Genomic DNA, 16,443 nt, shown 5'->3' on the forward strand with positions numbered 1-16,443 from the left:
CTGGACGCCCTACGCCGTGAGAGCCGGGAGGCTCTTGCGGCTGGTGAGCACCTGGTCGATCAGCCCGTACTCGAGCGCGTCGCTCGCACCGAGGATCTTGTCGCGGTCGATGTCCTTCTTGACCTGCTCGATCGAGCGGTTCGAGTGGTGCGACAGCGTCTCCTCGAGCCACTCGCGCATGCGCATGATCTCGGCGGCCTGGATCTCGATGTCCGAGGCCTGGCCTCCGCCCTGCTGCACGGCGGGCTGGTGGATGAGGATGCGCGCGTTCGGCAGCGCGAGGCGCTTGCCGGGCGTTCCCGCGGCGGTGAGCACGGCGGCCGCCGAGGCGGCCTGGCCGAGCACGACCGTCTGGATGTGCGGGCGGATGTACTGCATCGTGTCGTAGATCGCCGTCATCGCGGTGAAGGATCCACCGGGCGAGTTGATGTACATGACGATGTCGCGGTCCGGGTCCTGGCTCTCGAGCACGAGGAGCTGGGCCATGATGTCGTCCGCGGAGGCGTCGTCGACCTGGACGCCGAGGAAGATGATGCGGTCCTCGAAGAGCTTGGCGTACGGGTCCTGGCGCTTGTAGCCGTAGGCCGTGCGCTCCTCGAACGTGGGGAGGATGTAGCGCGAGGACGGTGCGGCTCCGGAGCCGAACGCCGTTCCGCCGAAGGTGGGTGTGGTCATTGTCTGTTCCTGATCTCTCGGCGCGTTCGCTGGACTACTCGTCGATGGCGGTTCCGCCACCGCCGGCCACGTCGGTCGCCGACGAGCGGATGTGGTCGACGAAGCCGTAGGCGAGGGCCTCCTCGGCGCTGAACCAGCGGTCGCGGTCGCCGTCCTCGTTGACCTGCTCGACGGTCTTGCCGGTCGCCTTGGCGGTGATCTCGGCGAGGCGCTTCTTCATGTCGAGGATGAGCTGCGCCTGGGTCTGGATGTCGGAGGCCGTGCCGCCGAAGCCGCCGTGCGGCTGGTGGAGGAGCACCCGCGCGTTCGGGGTGATGTAGCGCTTGCCCTGGGTTCCGGCGGTGAGGAGCAGCTGGCCCATGGAGGCCGCCATCCCGATGCCCACGGTCACGATGTCGTTCGGGACGAACTGCATCGTGTCGTAGATCGCCATGCCCGCGGTGATGGAGCCGCCGGGCGAGTTGATGTAGAGGTAGATGTCCCGCTCGGAGTCCTCGGCTGCCAGGAGCAGGAGCTTCGCGGCGATCTCGTTCGCGTTCTCGTCGCGCACCTCGGAACCGAGCCAGATGATCCGGTCCTTGAGCAGGCGGTCGAAAACACTGTTGGGCATAACCATGTCGGCCATGTATTGCTCCGTTTCAGTTGTCGCTTCGGAGGCGAATCTATCGGACGCCGCCAGGCCGATCCGGCCGTGTTCGCCCGGGGCGGAGCGGGAGTCGCCCGTGTTCGCCCGGGGCGGACCGGAGCCCCGCAACGAGAGGAGCCGCCCTCCGACGGATCGGGGGGCGGCTCCTGACGTGCTCGCGGGGACTACTCCGCGGCCGGGGTCTCCTCGGCGGGAGCGGCGGCCTTCTTCTTGGCCGGCGCGCGCTTCTTCTTGGGGGCCGGGGCGGGCTCCTCCTCGGCGGCGGGCTCCTCGGCGACGGGCTCGGCGGGGACCTCGGCGTCGGCGGCGGCCTGAGCCTCCTCCGCGACCTCGGTCTCGTCCGAGGCGACGGCCTCGTCGGAGGCCTCGACGGCCTCGTCGTCACCGGGGACCGCGGTGAACGCGGTCAGGTCGACGGCGTTGCCCTCGGTGTCGGTGACCTTCGCCTTGCCGAGGACGATCGCGAGCGCCTTGTTGCGGGCGACCTCGCCGACCATCTGGCCGATCTGGTTGTTCTCGGACAGGATCTTGATGAACTCGTTCGGCTCCATGCCGTACTGCGCCGCACCCTGGATGAGGTACTGCGTGAGCTCGTCCTGGCTGACCTGGACCTTCTCCTGCTCGACGACGTGGTCGAGGAGGATCTGCGTCTTGAAGGTCTTCTCGCTGGCCTCCTTGACCTCGGCGCGGTGCTCGTCGTCCTCGAGGCGGTTCTCGCCCTCGAGGTGGCGGTGCACCTCGTCCTCGACGAGACCGGCGGGCACGGGGACCTCGACGAGGGCGAGCAGCGCCTCGACGAGCTTCTCGCGGGCCTCGCCGCCCTGGCCGAAGGTCTTCTGCTGAGCGGCCTGCTCCTTGAGCGACTCGCGCAGCTCGGCGATGGTGTCGAACTCGCTGGCGATCTGCGCGAAGTCGTCGTCGGCCTCGGGGAGCTCGCGCTCCTTGACGGCGGTGAGCGCGACGGCGATCTCGGCCTGCTCGCCGGCGTGGTCGCCGCCGAGCAGCGGAGCGGTGAACGTGGTGCTCTCGCCCGCGGTGAGCGAGTCGAGCGCCTCGTCGATGCCCTCGATCAGCTCGCCCGAGCCGAGCTCGTACGAGATGGCGTTGGCGGTGTCGACCTCGACGCCGTCGATGGAGGCGACCAGGTCGATCTGCGCGAAGTCGCCGGTCTTCGCCGGGCGGTCCACGGTGACCAGGGTGCCGAAGCGGCTGCGGAGCTTGTCCAGCTCGGCGTCGACGTCGGCGTCGGTGACCTCGGCCGCCTCGACGGTGAGCTCGATGCCGTCGTAGTCCGGGACGGTGATCTCGGGGCGCACGTCGACCTCGATGGCGAGCTCGAGGTCGCCGGTGAAGTCCTTGTCGCTCGGCCAGGCGACGATGTCGGCCTGGGGGCGGCCCAGGGGACGGACCTCGGTCTCGCGGACGGCCTCGCGGTAGAAGCCGTCGAGGCCCTCGTTGACCGCGTGCTCGAGCACCGCGGCCTTGCCGACGCGCTGGTCGACGATGGCGGGCGGGACCTTGCCCTTGCGGAAGCCGGGGACGTTGATCTGCTCGGCGATGTGGCCGTAGGCGTGCGTGATGCTGGGGCCGAGCTCGTCCGGGGTGACCGAAATCGCGAGCTTCACGCGGGTCGGGCTCAGCTGTTCTACCGTGGTCTTCACGTGAGGGGATCTCCTGTGCTGGTTGGTGTCGGCGCCGGATGACGGTCGTCACGGGTCGATGTCGTCACGATGAGTACTCGTGGTCGGGGCGACAGGATTCGAACCTGCGACCTCCCGCTCCCAAAGCGGGCGCTCTAGCCAAGCTGAGCTACGCCCCGGATGCGCGGGCCTGGGCACCGTGCGTGAGACTCTCGTCGAGCCGTCCCCGCACGTGCGCTTGCGCGACACGCCGAAATGGCCTTCGCAAGTGTACTGCACCGCGGCAGCGGCGACCGGAACCGCGCGGCGGAGGACGACCGGGGTGTCCGCGGTGCTCGCGCGATGTACTACGCTGTCCTGGTGCCCGGTCGAGAGACCCGGTCGCACCGGTTCGCGGTCGTCAGACCGGCGATCCGGGGCTGTAGCTTAGTGGTAAAGCCTCTGTCTTCCAAACAGATGATGCGAGTTCGATTCTCGTCAGCCCCTCTCCTCTCGAAGAGCCCCGGATGTCCGGGGCTCTTCGTCGTTCCGAGGCGTTCCGGGCGTGCTCAGCCGACCGCGCCGCGGTGCTCCTCCGTCAGGGCGAGGTACGAGGCGGCGTTCCGGCGGATGCCCTCGCGCTCCTCCTCCGTCAGCTCCCGCCGGACCCTCCCGGGGACGCCCGCCACCAGCGAGCCCGGCGGGACGACCGTCCCCTCGAGGACGACGGCGCCTGCGGCGACCAGCGAGCCGGTGCCGATGACGGCCCTGTTCAGGACGGTCGCGCTCATGCCGACCAGCACGTCGTCCTCGAGGGTGCAGCCGTGCAGCACGGCGTTGTGCCCGACCGAGACTCCGGCGCCGATGACCGCGTCGTAGTCGGCGTCGACGTGGACGACGACGCCGTCCTGGAGGTTGCTGCCGGCGCCGAGCTCGATCCGCGCGTGCTCGGCGCGCAGGACGGCGCCGTACCAGACGCTCGCCCGCTCCCCCAGGCGCACGGAGCCGATCACGGTGGCGCCCGGAGCGACCCATGCGGTGTCGGCGATCTCCGGGGCGCGTCCCCCGGTCAGGGCGAGGACGCGGGCGCCCTCCGCAGGACTCGACGGCATCGGGTTCTCCTCTTCTCCGGTGGTCAGCGCCCGGCGCGCAGGAAGGCGAGGACCGCCAGCACCCGCCGGTGGTCGGAGCCCGAGTCCTCGAGCCCGAGCTTCTGGAAGATCGCGGTCACGTTCTTCTCCACGGCGCCCACGCCGACGAAGAGAGCGGAGGCGATGCCCGCGTTCGTGCGCCCCTGGGCCATCTGCTCCAGCACCTCCCGCTCCCGCGGGGTCAGCGAGGCGAGCGGGTCGCGGTTGCGCTGCAGGAGCGAGGCGACGACCTGCGGGTCGAGGACGGTTCCGCCCGCCGCGACGCGCTCGACGGCGTCGCGCAGCTCCTCCACGGAGGCGACCCGGTCCTTCAAGAGGTAGCCGAGTCCGCCGTCGCCGGAGCCGAGCAGCTCCTGCGCGTAGGTGACCTCGACGTACTGGCTGAGCAGGAGGACCGACACCTGCGGGTAGCGCCGGCGGATCTCCAGCGCCGCGCGGACGCCCTCGTCGCGGAAGGTCGGCGGCATCCGGACGTCGAGCACGGCGACGTCGACGCCGACCGGGTCCCGCGCCAGATCGGCGAGCAGGGCGTCCGCGTCCCCGAAGGCGCCGACGGTGGCGAACCCCGCGTCCTCGAAGAGGCGGACCAGGCCCTCGCGCAGGAGGACCGAGTCCTCGGCGATGGCGACGCGGATCAAGGGCACGCCCTCAGGATAGGGCGGCCGGGCGGTAGGGGATGTGCACCCCGACCGTGGTCGGCCCGCCGACCGGCGACTCCACGCTCAGGATCCCGCGCAGGCCCCGGACGCGCCCGCCGACCCCCTCGAGACCGTGACCGGCGACCGGCGACGCCCCGCCGACTCCGTCGTCGACCACCCAGGCGTCGAGCCAGCGCTCCCCCGGAGTGCCGGAGTCGCGGGTGTCGAGGTGCACCCGCACCGATCGGGCACCGGAGTGCTTGGAGACGTTGGCGAGCAGCTCGGCGACGACGAAGTAGACGCTGCGCTCGACCTCGGGCGGGACGTCCGCCACGGGGTGCTCGGTGAGGACCTCGACCGGCACCGGGCTGAGCTCGGCGAGCGAGTGCACCGCCGCCTCGAAGCCCCGGTCCTGCAGGATCGGCGGCGCCACTCCGCGGGAGAGGGCGCGCAGCTCGTCGAGCGCGGCGCGCACGTGCTCGCGAGCCTCGTCGACCAGGCGGGCGGCGGACTCCGGGTCGGCGGCGAGTCGGTTGCGGGCCGAGGCCAGGTCCATCTGGACCCGGATCAGGCGCTGCTGCGGGCCGTCGTGGATGTCGCGCTCGAGCCGGCGCAGCGCGCGGTCCTCGGCGGCGACGGCTGCGCCGCGGGAGGCGCTCAGCTCGGCGACCTCGCGCTGGAGCGCCTCCGACTCCCACGGGCCGAGCAGGAGACGGTCGACCAGCCAGTGCAGGAGGGAGAGACCGCGGGTGGCGAACGGCAGGGTCGAGACGAAGAGGACGGTCGTGGCGACCGTCGCCGCGGCGACCAGTCCCGCCGGAGGCTGCGGGGCGCCCAGCAGAGCAGCTCCGTTCTCCGCCAGCAGGCGGGCCGGACCGGGGGCCCCCGTGAGCGCGGCGGCCACCGTGCCCGGGCCCGCCCAGGTCCACAGCGCCAGGAGCAGTCCTGACAGCAGCGCGAGCACCGGAGCCACGACGAGCGTGTGCAGGAGAGCGAGCCAGTAGTGCCCGTCGATCACCGGACCGTAGAGGGCGAAGGTCGACGGAGTGACGGAGGAAGGCGGTCGCCGCCACTGCGGCCGGGGGACGGCGGGCCGTCCGGCCAGCACGTCGAGGCCGACGGCGGCCCGCGAGAAGAAGCGCGCCGTGTAGAGGGCGGCAGGCAGGAACACTAGGCCGATCAGGACTCCGACGAGCCCGAGCGCGACGGCCAGCGCGACGCCGGCGCAGAAGGCGCCGAGGAGCGCGACCGGGATCGCGGCCACCAGCGCGACCGCCTCCCGGGGCAGTCCGCGCCAGAGCCGGAGGTAGGCGCGCGAGGCCTCGCCGAGGGCCGTCGATGCTCCGCTCATCCGCGCCTCCTGTCCGCTCCCGCCGCCGCCGCGACCCGGTCGAGCGTACCGGCGGCACGGCTCCGGGCACCCGGGGGGAAGCCCCCGTGACGCCCCTCCGCGACCGAGGTGAGCCTGTCCTTCACCGGACTGAGCGGAGCCTGCGCTTCCTTGCGGCGCCGAGGGATCTGCGTACTGTTGACGATCAGTCACCCCCTCTCGAAAGGACCAGACGATGTCCACCACGTCCGTCACGTCGCTCACCTCGTCGAACCCGGATGTCGCATCCGGAGTCGCCCAGTTCCTCAGCCCCGTCGTCGTCGAGATGACCGCGCTCGCCGTCAACGGCAAGCAGGCGCACTGGCACGTCCGCGGCGCCAACTTCATCGGCGTCCACGAGCTGCTCGACGCGATCGTCGGCCGCGCCATCGAGTGGGCCGACCTCGCCGCGGAGCGCGTCGTCGCCCTCGGCCTCCCGGTCGACGCCCGCATCCAGACCGTCGCCTCGGCGACGCAGTCCGAACCCCTCACCCCCGGCTTCCAGCGCTCCGAGAACGCGATCGTCGAGATCATCCGCCAGATGGACGTCGCCATCGCGACCGTCAACACGGCGATCGCCGAGCTCGCCGAGATCGACGCGAGCAGCCAGGACGTCGCGATCGAGATCGGCCGCGGCCTCGAGAAGGACCGCTGGTTCCTCTTCGCCCACGTCAGCGAGAGCTGAGCACCACGCCTCGACCGGCCCGCGGATCCTCGGATCCCGCGGGCCGTCGTCGTTCCCGGGCCCGTCCGCGCGATCCGGAGCGGCCGGTGTCGCGACGGGCGCGGGTCAGCCGCCGTGCGTGAAGCGGCCCGCCAGGAGGGTCGCGGCGACCGGCATGGATCGGAGGGCTCCCGCGTCGGCGGCGAGCGGATCGCGGTCGACCACCACGAGATCGGCGGGATCGCCGGCCGCGGGCGTGAGCCGGCGCACCCGGGTCGAGGCGACGATCGCCTCCTCGACGCTCACCCGCTGCTCCGGATGCCAGGGCTCGTCGCCCGGCAGCGCCCGCGCGACCGCGGCCGAGATCGCGACCCACGGGTCGAGCGGAGCGACCGGAGCGTCCGAGCCGAGCACCACGCGGGCCCCGGAGTCGAGCAGCGAGCGCAGCGGGAACGCCCGGCCGGTGCGTCCCGGCCAGTACCGCTCCGCCACCTCGCGGTCGTCGAGCGCGTGCGCGGGCTGCACTCCGGCCTCCACGCCGAGCGCGGCGAACCGCGGAAGGTCGGTCTCCGCGAGCAGCTGAGCGTGCTCGATGCGGCCCCCGCCGACCCGGCCGAGCGCGTCCAGAGCCAGCGTCGCCGCGGCGTCTCCGATCGCGTGCACGGTGGAGCGGATGCCCCCGGCGGCCGCGCGGCCGAGCAGCTCGTCCAGCTCAGCGGGCTCCACGGTGAGGACGCCGTAGCCGTCGTGGTCGGCGTAGGGGTGGGCGCAGTAGGCGGTCCTCGTGTTGAGGGAGCCGTCGATCAGGACCTTGAGCGGGCCCATCCGCAGCAGGCCGTCACCGCCGTCGAGCTCGTCGCCCGTGCGCAGTCCTTCCGCGAGGGCGCGTTGGAGGTGGTCGCGGTAGACGCCGGTGTCGACGCGGAGAGAGCGTGTTCCGCCGTCGACGCGACGGGGCCAGTCCCCCGCGTTCCAGCGCATCTCGAGGTCGACGACGCCGACCACCCCGCGAGCCGCAGCCCGCCGGGCCGCCGCGTCGGCGAGCGCGTCGAGCTCGTCGTCGCCGAGGGCTCCGAGTGCGGTGACGAGCTCGAAGCAGGCGTCCTCGCGCAGCAGCTCGGGCTCGGGAGCGACGGCGTAGCGCCGGTACGCGGCGGAGTTCAGCCAGGCGCAGTGCAGGTCGCCGCTGATCAGCACGACGGGCCGCTCCGGAGAGACCTCGTCCAGGAGCGCGGTCGTCGGCGGCTCCGGCCAGAGGCCGTCGCGGAAGCCGAAGCCGATCAGCGTGCCGGTACCGGGCTCCTCCGCCAGGCGACGTCGGACCGCGTCCGCCGTCCCGCGGGCCGAGTCCGCCGACGAGACGTCCAGGCGCGGGGCCGTCATCGCCCACTGGGAGAAGTGGACGTGCTCGTCCCAGAGGCCGGGGAGCACCCAGCGCCCGTCGAGGTCGCGCACCTCGTCGCCCGGGGCGGCGGCGGCGTCCGGTCCGACCGCTTCCACGCGGCCGTCGCGCAGGAGCACGGCACCGGGTCGGGACGAGCCGAGGAGGCGGGCGCCCCGGAGCAGGAGACCGCCGGTCATCGGGCGGCCTCGCGGAGCGCGGGGCGGACGGCTCGGCGGGCGCGGGACCGGGCCGGCGTCTCTCCACCGGCGCTCACGACTGGCACACCGGGCACCAGTAGAGCTTGCGCGCGCCGATCTCCTCGAGCAGCACGTTCGTGCCGCAGACCCGGCAGGGCAGGCCCTCGCGCTTGTAGACGTAGTTGCGCTCGGCGCGGCTGCGGACGGCTTTCGAGCGCTCGGTCTTCGTCAGGCCGCGGCGCGTGATCATCATCCCGGTCCGGATGCCGTCCTCGAGCAGGTCCGCCCAGTCCCGCCACAGCTCCTGTGCGAGCTCCAGCGGCACCTGCTTGCCGGGAGTGTGCGGGTCGAGGCCGGCGCGGTAGAGCAGCTCCGCCCGGTAGATGTTGCCGATGCCGCTGACAACGGACTGGTCCATCAGCACCAGCCCGACCGGCGTCGCCGTCCTGCGGAGCCGGTTCACGAAGCGGTCGCGCGCCTCGTCGGAGTCGTCGTCGGCCGGATCCGGACCGAGGCGGGCGAGGAGGGCCTCCACCTGGGCGGGGTCCATCACCTCGCAGGCGGTGGGGCCGCGCAGGTCGGCGACCGTCTCCTCCGTCATGATGCGCACGCGCACCGCGCCCACGGGCGGCGGCGGGAACTCGTCGAGATCGGAGTCGGTCTCGTTCTCCGTCTCGGAGAGGCGCACGGCGCGGCGGCGCCGGGGAGCGCCGATGCTGCTGCCGGCCTTCCCGTCCGGGAACAGCGGCGAGACGTGCCCGAGGAAGTCCCACGCGCCGTAGAGGCCGAGGTGGACGTGCAGCGTCAGGTCGCCCTCGAAGCGCAGCAGCAGGTGCTTGCCGACGGCCGTGGACTCGAGGACCTCGCGCCCGTCGAGGAGCGCGGCTCCCTCGGTGAAGCGGCCCTGGGGGCTGCTGGTCGCGACGCGGTGCCCGACGACGTCGCGCTCGAACTGCAGGGCGATCCGGTGGACGGAGTGCCCCTCGGGCACTCAGCGCTCCTTCGCGGCGGAGTCGACGACCCGGCCGGCGATGTCGCCGGTGGCCTCGTACTCGGCGAGCTGCGCGATGCGGCGCACGTGCCGCTCCTCGAAGGTGAAGGGCTCGGCGACGAACGCGTCGATGAAGCCGGTGGCCTCCTCGACGGAGTGCTGGCGGGCCCCGATCGAGATGACGTTCGCGTCGTTGTGCTGGCGGGCCAGCACGGCGGTGCTCAGGTTCCAGACGAGCGCCGCGCGCACGCCCGCGACCTTGTTCGCCGCGATCTGCTCGCCGTTGCCCGAGCCGCCGAAGACGACGCCGAGGGCCTCGACCCCCGCCTCCTGATCGCGGACGACCGCGGCGGCGGCGTTGATGCAGAAGGACGGGTAGTCGTCCAGCGGGTCGTAGGACGTGGGGCCGTGGTCGATCACGTCGTGACCGGCGGCGCCGAGGTGCTCGATCAGGTGACGGCTGAAGTCCAGCCCTGCGTGGTCCGTGGCGATGTGGATGCGCACGAGAGAACTCCTCCGGAAGAGCCGTCTGGGGCCCGCGGTGCCCGGGCCGGGAGCCAGAGTACCGCGGGTCGGCTCAGTCGAACTGCGGGTCGCGGGTCCGCGAGCGCTTGAGCTCGAAGAAGCCGTCGAAGGAGGCGGCGGCGACGATGCCGTCCCAGAGGGTCAGCGCCTGCTCGCCCCTCGGGATCGGCGAGATGACGGGGCCGAAGAAGGCGACGTCGCCGATCGCGATGACCGGGGTGCCGACGTCCTGGCCGACCCGCTCGATCCCGTCGAAGTGGGAGGCGCGCATCGGCTCGTCGTACTCGTCCGAGTCGGCGTGGGCGGCGAGCTCCGCGGGCAGGCCGAGCTCGGCGAGCGACTCGGCGATCACCGCGTCGACGTCGGTGCGCCCGCCCGGGTGGATCCGGGTGCCGAGCGCGTCGTAGAGCGGCTTCACGTGCTCGCGGCCCTCGCGCTCGGCGACGGCGGCGACCAGGCGCGTGTAGCGCAGCGCGCGCGGGAGGAAGGCGCGGTACGAGTCGTCCACGTCCTTGTCCTCGTTGAGGACGGCGAGGCTCATGATGTGCCACTGCACGTCGAGGTCGCGCGCGGGGGTCACCTCGTCCACGAATCGCGAGGTCATCCAGGCCCACGGGCAGGAGGGGTCGAACCAGAAGTCCACAGAGGTCATGGGGACACGCTACGCCGCTCGCCGGGGCCGCGTCCGCGCTCCCCGGCGGCTCCGCAGGATCGGCGCCACGGGGCTCCACGGCGGGTCCCGGCAGCTCTAGGGTGGATCGGCGGCGCCCGCACCCCGGCGCCCGCGGCAGCGCCCGAGACGAACGGATGGAGCACCCCCGTGCCAGGAGACAACCTCACCCGGAGCGAGGCGCAGGAGCGCGCCTCGCTGATCCAGGTCCACGACTACGACATCGCCCTCGACCTGACCCGGGGAGCCGAGACCTTCCTCAGCACGACCACGGTGCGCTTCTCCGCCACCGAGGGCGCCTCGAGCTTCATCGACGCCGTCACGGGCACGGTCCACTCCGTCACCCTCAACGGCGCGGAGCTCGACCCCGCCGACGTCGCCGACGGCGTCCGGATCCGCCTCGACTCCCTGGCTGCGGACAACGAGCTCACCGTCGTCGCCGACATGCTCTACACCAACACGGGCGAGGGCCTGCACCGCTTCGTCGACCCCGTCGACGGCGAGGTGTACCTGTACTCGCAGTTCGAGGTGCCCGACTCCCGCCGCGTCTTCGCGGTGTTCGAGCAGCCGGACCTCAAGGCCGAGTTCCGCTTCACCGTCACCGCGCCCGCGCAGTGGCAGGTCGTGTCGAACCAGCCCACTCCCGAGCCGGTCCCGGCGGGCGAGGGGATCGCGACCTGGAGCTTCGAGCCCACCCCGCGCATCTCCTCCTACATCACGGCCCTCGTCGCCGGACCCTACGTGGTCGAGACCGACTCGCTCGTCTCCTCCGACGGCCGCACCATCCCGCTGGGGGTCTTCGCCCGGGCCTCGCTCGCGCCCTTCCTCGACGCCGACTACGTGTTCGAGAAGACGAAGCAGGGCTTCGCCTTCTACGAGGAGAAGTTCGGCGTCCCGTACCCGTTCGCGAAGTACGACCAGCTGTTCGTCCCCGAGTTCAACGCCGGCGCGATGGAGAACGCGGGAGCGGTGACCTTCACCGAGACCTACGTGTTCCGCTCGAAGGTGACGGACGCGATCAAGGAGCGCCGGGTCGTCACGATCCTCCACGAGCTCGCCCACATGTGGTTCGGCGACCTGGTCACGATGAAGTGGTGGAACGACCTCTGGCTCAACGAGTCGTTCGCCGAGTACGCCTCCACCCTCGCCACCGCGGAGGCGACGGAGTGGACCGAGGCGTGGACCACCTTCGCCGCGATGGAGAAGAGCTGGGCCTACCGCCAGGACCAGCTGCCCTCGACCCACCCGATCGTCGCGACGATCAACGACCTCGAGGACGTCCAGGTCAACTTCGACGGCATCACGTACGCCAAGGGCGCCTCGGTGCTCAAGCAGCTCGTCGCGTGGGTCGGCGAGAAGGAGTTCCTCGCCGGCGTCCACGAGTACTTCGTCAAGCACGCCTTCTCGAACACGGAGCTGCGCGACCTGCTGGTCGAGCTGGAGGCCACCAGTGGGCGCGACCTCACCGAGTGGTCGGCGCAGTGGCTCGAGACGGCCGGCGTGAACACGCTCCGCCCCGAGATCGCGGTCGACGAGAGCGGAGCGATCGCGTCCTTCGCGATCCTGCAGACCGCGGTCGAGGAGTACCCGACGATCCGCCCGCACCGCCTGGCGATCGGCCTGTACGACTTCGAGGGCGAGCACCTCGTCCGCGTCGAGCGCCTCGAGCTGGACGTCGACGGGGAGCGCACCGAGGTGCCCGAGCTGATCGGCCGCACCCGTCCGGCGCTCGTGCTGCTCAACGACGACGACCTCGCCTACGCGAAGGTCCGCCTCGACGACGCCTCGCTCGCCGTGGCCGTCGAGCACCTCGCGAGCATCGACAGCCCCCTGGCCCGCTCGCTGGTCTGGGGCTCGGTCTGGGACTCGACCCGCGACGCCGAGTCGGCGCCGCGCGACTTCGTCCGCCTCGTCCTGGGCAACGTCGCGACCGAGACCGAGTCGACGACCCTGCGGACGGTGCTCAATCAGCTCGTCGCCACCGCCACCCAGTACGTCGCTCCGGAGTACCGGGCCGAGGTCGTCGAGGAGGCGGGCGATCAGCTGTGGACGCTCGCGCAGAGCGCCGAGCCGGGCAGCGACGCGCAGTTCCAGTTCGTGAAGTTCTTCGCCGCGATCGCGTCCACCCCGGCGCACCTCGAGGCCGTGCAGGCGCTGCTCGACGGCTCCACCGCCCTCGGCGGCCTCGACATCGACACCGACCTCGGCTGGGAGCTGCTGATCGCTCTCGTCGCCGGCGGGCGGGCCGGTGCGGACGACATCGACGCGGCGCTCGCCTCGGACAACACGGCGACCGGCCAGCAGTCGGCCGCGCACGCCCGTGCCGCACTGCCGACCGCGGAGGCGAAGCGCGCGGCGTGGGACTCCGTCACGGCCGACGACTCGGCACCGAACACGATCGTCCGCTCGACGGGCCTGGGCTTCCAGCGCGCCGCCGACCCGCGCCTGCTCGACGCGATGGTCCCGGTCTACTTCGACGCCCTCCGCACCCTCTGGGAGTCGAAGAGCTACAAGATCGCCGAGTACCTGGTCGTCGGCTTCTACCCGGCCGCCACGCCCTCGCAGGAGATCGTCGACGCCACCCGCGCCTGGCTCGACGCGAACCCGGAGGTCCCGGCGCTGCGCCGACTCGTGATCGAGAACCTGGCCGGCGTGGAGCGTGCGCTCCGCGCCCAGGAGCGCGACACCCGGGGCTGACAGTGAGCCGCCCGGTCCCCCGGCGCTCGGCGCTGCGGGACCGGGCGGCTCTCCCCGCTCCCGGCGCCTAGCGCTGCGGGACCGAGCGGCGCTCCGGCCCGTCATAGGCGGACAGCGGCCGGATGAGCGCGTTCGAGCCCCGCTGCTCGATCACGTGGGCCGTCCAGCCCACCACCCGCGCGGCGACGAACAGCGGAGTGAAGATCCCGGTGTCGAAGCCCATCAGCCGGTAGGCGGGGCCGGACGGGTAGTCGAGGTTCGGCAGGATCCCCGTCCGCTCGGCCATCGCCGCGGCCAGGGCGTCGTACAGCTCCATCATCTCGCCGGCCCCCTCGTGCGCGGCGAGCCGCCGGAGAGCGGCGTCCATGGTCGGCACCCGCGAGTCGCCCGACTTGTAGACCCGGTGGCCGAACCCCATGACCTTCCGGCGCTGCCCGAGCGCCTCGGCGAGCCACTCGCGGGACCGCCGGTCCGCCTCCGGCCCGGTGCCGACCTCGTCGAGCACGTGCAGCACGGCCTCGTTCGCCCCGCCGTGCAGCGGTCCCTTGAGCGCTCCGACGGCGGCGGTCACGGCGGAGTGGACGTCCGACAGCGTCGACGTCACGACGCGGGCCGTGAAGGTCGAGGCGTTGAAGGAGTGCTCGGCGTAGAGCACCAGCGAGACGCGGAACGCGTCGACGACGACCGGCTCCGGCACCTCGCCGAAGGTCGTCCAGAGGAAGTTCTCGGAGTAGTCGAGGTCGTCGCGCGGCTCGATCGGCTCGAGGCCGCGCAGGCGGCGCTGGGCGTAGGCGACGATCGCCGGCAGTGCCGCCCAGAGCCGCACGGAGCGCTCCAGCACGGCCTCGGCAGCGTCGGCGTCCGGATGCTCCTCGAGCGCGCCCAGGACGCTCACCGCCGTCCGCACCACGTCCATCGGGTGCGCCGACAGCGGCAGCAGGTCGATCACGGTCCGCACTTCGGGGGCCAGGGCGCGGTGGGCCCGCTCCACGGCGGCCAGCCCGGCCGCCTCCTCCGCAGTGGGGAGCTCGCCGTGCCAGAGCAGCCAGGCCACGTCCTCGAACGAGGTCCCCGCCGCGAGCTCCTGCACGGGGTAGCCGCGGTAGAGCAGCGAGTTCGACGCCGGGTCGACCTTCGAGACGCCCGTCGTGTCGACGACGACCCCCACGAGTCCCTTGCGGATGTCCTGATCGGTCGTGCTCATCCTTCGCTCCTTCGCGAGAGGCGGGCGGCGGCGCCGGGGAGCGCCGCCGGTTCGTGCGGGTCGGCGCGCTCAGGCGCCGTAGTGGTCGGCGAGCGAGAAGTCGAAGACGCCCTCGTCGAAGCGGCTGTACGAGGCGTAGTCGAGGAGCTCGTAGAGCTCGGCGCGCGTCTGCATGCCCGGGACCTCCGAGCGGAGCGACCCCTCCGCCTTGAGGGCGTCGAGCGCCCGCATCGCGGCGCCCATCGCGATCCGGAGCAGCGAGACCGGGTGGATCACGACGTTCACGCCGACGTCGGCGAGCTGCTGCGCGGTGAACAGCTCGCTCTTGCCGAACTCGGTCATGTTGGCGAGGATCGGCACGTCGATCGCGGCGCGCACGGCCTCGAACTCGGACAGGTCGCGCATCGCCTCGGGGAACACTGCGTCGGCTCCGGCGTCGACGAGGCGCTTGGCGCGGTCGATCGCGGCCGGCAGGCCGTCGAGGGCGCGGATGTCGGTGCGGGCCATGATCACCAGGTCGGAGTCGCGGCGCGCGTCGACGGCCGCCGCGATCCTCCGCACCGACGTCGCCTCGTCGACGACCGCCTTGCCGTCGAGGTGCCCGCAGCGCTTGGGGTTCACCTGGTCCTCGATGTGCAGCCCCGCGACTCCGGCGTCCTCGAGCATCTGCACCGTGCGCGCGACGTTCAGCGGCTCACCGAAGCCGGTGTCCGCGTCGACGAGGACCGGCAGGTCGGTCAGGCGCGCGATCTGCTGCGAGCGGCCGGCCACCTCGCTGAGCGTGGTGAGCCCGATGTCCGGCAGCCCCAGCTCGGCCGAGAGCACGGCGCCCGAGACGTAGATCCCGTCGAAGCCCTTCGCCTCGATGAGGCGCGCGGAGAGCGGAGTGAACGCGCCGGGCAGCTGCAGCAGCTCGCCCGAGGCGAGGCGCTCGCGGAAGAGGCGGCGCTTCTCGGCGGGAGTCCGGGTGGAGTGGAGCATCGGGCGTCCTTCCCAGGGCGGTGTCCGGGTCCGAGCGGACCCGCCTCGAATCTATACGCGCGCGGGGCTCGTGCACCCGTCTCGGAGGGAGGCGTCCCGTAGCCTGGAGCGGTCATGCTGCTTCTTCAGACCTCCACCCCGGATCCTGTCGCCGCCACCGTCTCCTTCTTCGAGTCCGAGCCCTTCTGGAAGGTGGTCGCGATCCTCGGGATCGTGCTGGGCGCGCTGCTGGTGCGCGTCATCGCCCATTTCGTGATCGGCCGCGTCGTCGATCAGATCGTGTCGGGAGTGAAGCGCCGCCAGCGCGTCGAGGACACCCAGGCGATCGCCGCGTCGCCGCTCGCGGCCGTGCGGGTGGTGCAGCGCACGCGCACGCTCGGGTCGATCCTCAACAACCTGAGCTCGATCCTGATCGTCGTGATCGCCCTGGTCACGGTCGTGACGACGATCGACAAGGACCTCATCGGCTCCTTCGCCCTGCTGACGGCCGCCCTCGGCGCGGGCCTCGGCTTCGGCGCGCAGAACATCGTCAAGGACGTCCTCAACGGGCTGTTCATGGTCGCGGAGGACCAGCTCGGGGTCGGCGACGTCGTCGACACCGGGCAGGCGACGGGCGTCGTCGAGTCGGTCGGCGTCCGGGTGACGCAGATCCGCGACGTCAACGGCACCCTCTGGTTCGTCCGCAACGGCGAGATCGTCCGGGTCGGGAACATGTCGCAGGGCTGGTCGCGCGTCATCGTCGATCTGGCCGTGCCTTACGAGACGGACCTCGAGGAGGTGCAGTCCACGGTCCTCGCGACAGCGAACGAGCTGGCGGCGAGCAGTCGCTGGCGGGCCCGGATCATCGACAAGCCCGAGCTCTGGGGCCTGGAGTCCATCGCCGACGACGCCCTGGTCATCCGGGTGGTGGTCAAGACCCGCACCACCGCCAAGGACGACGTCGCCCGCGAGCTGCGCCTGCGCCTGAAGAAGTCGCTCGACGCACTCGACGTGAAGCTCCCCTCGCTGGCCACCGTCGTCCTCGAGGGCTTC

At 72.1% G+C, this 16,443-nt stretch carries 15 protein-coding genes and 2 tRNA genes; 4 read left to right on the forward strand and 13 right to left on the reverse strand.

Translation table 11 applies throughout. From position 1 onward, the window contains the following. Positions 1-9: 9 nt before the first annotated feature. The 4 genes from C5C27_RS06100 to C5C27_RS06115 form a co-directional block, all read right to left on the reverse strand. On the reverse strand, positions 10-675 hold the full coding sequence (locus tag C5C27_RS06100) for an ATP-dependent Clp protease proteolytic subunit (RefSeq protein ID WP_068253282.1): 666 nt from the start codon (positions 673-675) through the stop codon (positions 10-12). Positions 676-709: 34 nt separating this feature from the next. After that, a complete protein-coding gene (locus C5C27_RS06105) occupies positions 710-1,300 on the reverse strand; it encodes an ATP-dependent Clp protease proteolytic subunit (protein ID WP_097165884.1) in 591 nt (196 codons plus the stop codon). Positions 1,301-1,485: 185 nt separating this feature from the next. After that, positions 1,486-2,982 carry a trigger factor gene (tig, locus tag C5C27_RS06110; RefSeq protein WP_104257383.1) on the reverse strand — a complete coding sequence of 499 codons (1,497 nt, stop codon included), beginning with the start codon at positions 2,980-2,982 and terminating at the stop codon, positions 1,486-1,488. 80 nt (positions 2,983-3,062) lie between these two features. Continuing rightward, positions 3,063-3,140, reverse strand: a tRNA-Pro gene (locus C5C27_RS06115). 236 nt (positions 3,141-3,376) lie between these two features. On the opposite strand from C5C27_RS06115, the gene C5C27_RS06120 reads away from it, so the two are divergent. After that, positions 3,377-3,447, forward strand: a tRNA-Gly gene (locus C5C27_RS06120). Positions 3,448-3,509: 62 nt separating this feature from the next. Here the strand turns inward: C5C27_RS06120 and C5C27_RS06125 are convergent. Genes C5C27_RS06125 through C5C27_RS06135 form a run of 3 tightly spaced genes read right to left on the reverse strand, consistent with a single transcriptional unit; the run spans position 3,510 to position 6,080 of the window. Next, positions 3,510-4,052: a gamma carbonic anhydrase family protein gene (locus tag C5C27_RS06125; RefSeq protein ID WP_104313892.1), complete on the reverse strand. Its 543-nt coding sequence runs from the start codon at positions 4,050-4,052 to the stop codon at positions 3,510-3,512. Between the two features lie 23 nt (positions 4,053-4,075). Continuing rightward, a complete protein-coding gene (locus C5C27_RS06130) occupies positions 4,076-4,726 on the reverse strand; it encodes a response regulator (protein ID WP_374955273.1) in 651 nt (216 codons plus the stop codon). Positions 4,727-4,739: 13 nt separating this feature from the next. After that, positions 4,740-6,080 (reverse strand): histidine kinase, encoded by a 1,341-nt coding sequence (locus tag C5C27_RS06135; RefSeq protein WP_104313894.1) that lies wholly within the window; start codon positions 6,078-6,080, stop codon positions 4,740-4,742. A 214-nt stretch (positions 6,081-6,294) separates the two neighbouring features. Here C5C27_RS06135 and C5C27_RS06140 point away from each other — a divergent pair, with 214 nt between their 5' ends. Beyond that, positions 6,295-6,783: a Dps family protein gene (locus C5C27_RS06140; protein ID WP_104226731.1), complete on the forward strand. Its 489-nt coding sequence runs from the start codon at positions 6,295-6,297 to the stop codon at positions 6,781-6,783. A 105-nt stretch (positions 6,784-6,888) separates the two neighbouring features. Here C5C27_RS06140 and C5C27_RS06145 read toward each other — a convergent pair whose 3' ends face one another. The 4 genes from C5C27_RS06145 to C5C27_RS06160 form a co-directional block, all read right to left on the reverse strand. Beyond that, entirely contained in the window at positions 6,889-8,343 is a 1,455-nt protein-coding gene (locus tag C5C27_RS06145; RefSeq protein ID WP_104313895.1) for an amidohydrolase, read from the reverse strand. 73 nt (positions 8,344-8,416) lie between these two features. Next, on the reverse strand, positions 8,417-9,334 hold the full coding sequence (locus C5C27_RS06150) for an Fpg/Nei family DNA glycosylase (protein WP_104313896.1): 918 nt from the start codon (positions 9,332-9,334) through the stop codon (positions 8,417-8,419). After that, positions 9,335-9,838: a ribose-5-phosphate isomerase gene (locus C5C27_RS06155; RefSeq protein ID WP_104223700.1), complete on the reverse strand. Its 504-nt coding sequence runs from the start codon at positions 9,836-9,838 to the stop codon at positions 9,335-9,337. Positions 9,839-9,911: 73 nt separating this feature from the next. Continuing rightward, positions 9,912-10,511, reverse strand: coding sequence for a DsbA family protein (locus C5C27_RS06160; RefSeq protein WP_104223701.1), 600 nt, complete (start codon positions 10,509-10,511; stop codon positions 9,912-9,914). 168 nt (positions 10,512-10,679) lie between these two features. Between C5C27_RS06160 and pepN the strand changes: the two genes are divergently transcribed. Next, positions 10,680-13,226 (forward strand): aminopeptidase N, encoded by a 2,547-nt coding sequence (pepN, locus tag C5C27_RS06165; protein WP_104313897.1) that lies wholly within the window; start codon positions 10,680-10,682, stop codon positions 13,224-13,226. 67 nt (positions 13,227-13,293) lie between these two features. Here pepN and C5C27_RS06170 read toward each other — a convergent pair whose 3' ends face one another. Together C5C27_RS06170 and prpB are read right to left on the reverse strand one after the other, a co-directional pair. After that, positions 13,294-14,430 carry a bifunctional 2-methylcitrate synthase/citrate synthase gene (locus C5C27_RS06170; protein ID WP_104313898.1) on the reverse strand — a complete coding sequence of 379 codons (1,137 nt, stop codon included), beginning with the start codon at positions 14,428-14,430 and terminating at the stop codon, positions 13,294-13,296. Positions 14,431-14,499: 69 nt separating this feature from the next. Beyond that, positions 14,500-15,411: a methylisocitrate lyase gene (prpB, locus tag C5C27_RS06175; RefSeq protein ID WP_104223704.1), complete on the reverse strand. Its 912-nt coding sequence runs from the start codon at positions 15,409-15,411 to the stop codon at positions 14,500-14,502. 114 nt (positions 15,412-15,525) lie between these two features. On the opposite strand from prpB, the gene C5C27_RS06180 reads away from it, so the two are divergent. Next, positions 15,526-16,443, forward strand: a 918-nt coding sequence (locus C5C27_RS06180; protein ID WP_104313899.1) for a mechanosensitive ion channel family protein, incomplete at its 3' end; no start/stop codon positions are given.

It is taken from the genome of Rathayibacter sp. AY2B7, from assembly GCF_002931635.1.
GTDB lineage: Bacteria > Actinomycetota > Actinomycetes > Actinomycetales > Microbacteriaceae > Rathayibacter.

Bases quoted from the DNA above. Each gene is read 5' to 3' on its own strand.
- C5C27_RS06160 (WP_104223701.1), bottom strand. From the start codon at position 10,511: ATGACCTCTGTGGACTTCTGGTTCGACCCCTCCTGCCCGTGGGCCTGG.
- C5C27_RS06170 (WP_104313898.1), bottom strand. From the start codon at position 14,430: ATGAGCACGACCGATCAGGACATCCGCAAGGGACTCGTGGGGGTCGTC.
- C5C27_RS06100 (WP_068253282.1), bottom strand. From the start codon at position 675: ATGACCACACCCACCTTCGGCGGAACGGCGTTCGGCTCCGGAGCCGCA.
- C5C27_RS06145 (WP_104313895.1), bottom strand. From the start codon at position 8,343: ATGACCGGCGGTCTCCTGCTCCGGGGCGCCCGCCTCCTCGGCTCGTCC.
- C5C27_RS06105 (WP_097165884.1), bottom strand. From the start codon at position 1,300: ATGGCCGACATGGTTATGCCCAACAGTGTTTTCGACCGCCTGCTCAAG.
- prpB (WP_104223704.1), bottom strand. From the start codon at position 15,411: ATGCTCCACTCCACCCGGACTCCCGCCGAGAAGCGCCGCCTCTTCCGC.
- C5C27_RS06140 (WP_104226731.1), top strand. From the start codon at position 6,295: ATGTCCACCACGTCCGTCACGTCGCTCACCTCGTCGAACCCGGATGTC.
- C5C27_RS06135 (WP_104313894.1), bottom strand. From the start codon at position 6,080: ATGAGCGGAGCATCGACGGCCCTCGGCGAGGCCTCGCGCGCCTACCTC.
- C5C27_RS06125 (WP_104313892.1), bottom strand. From the start codon at position 4,052: ATGCCGTCGAGTCCTGCGGAGGGCGCCCGCGTCCTCGCCCTGACCGGG.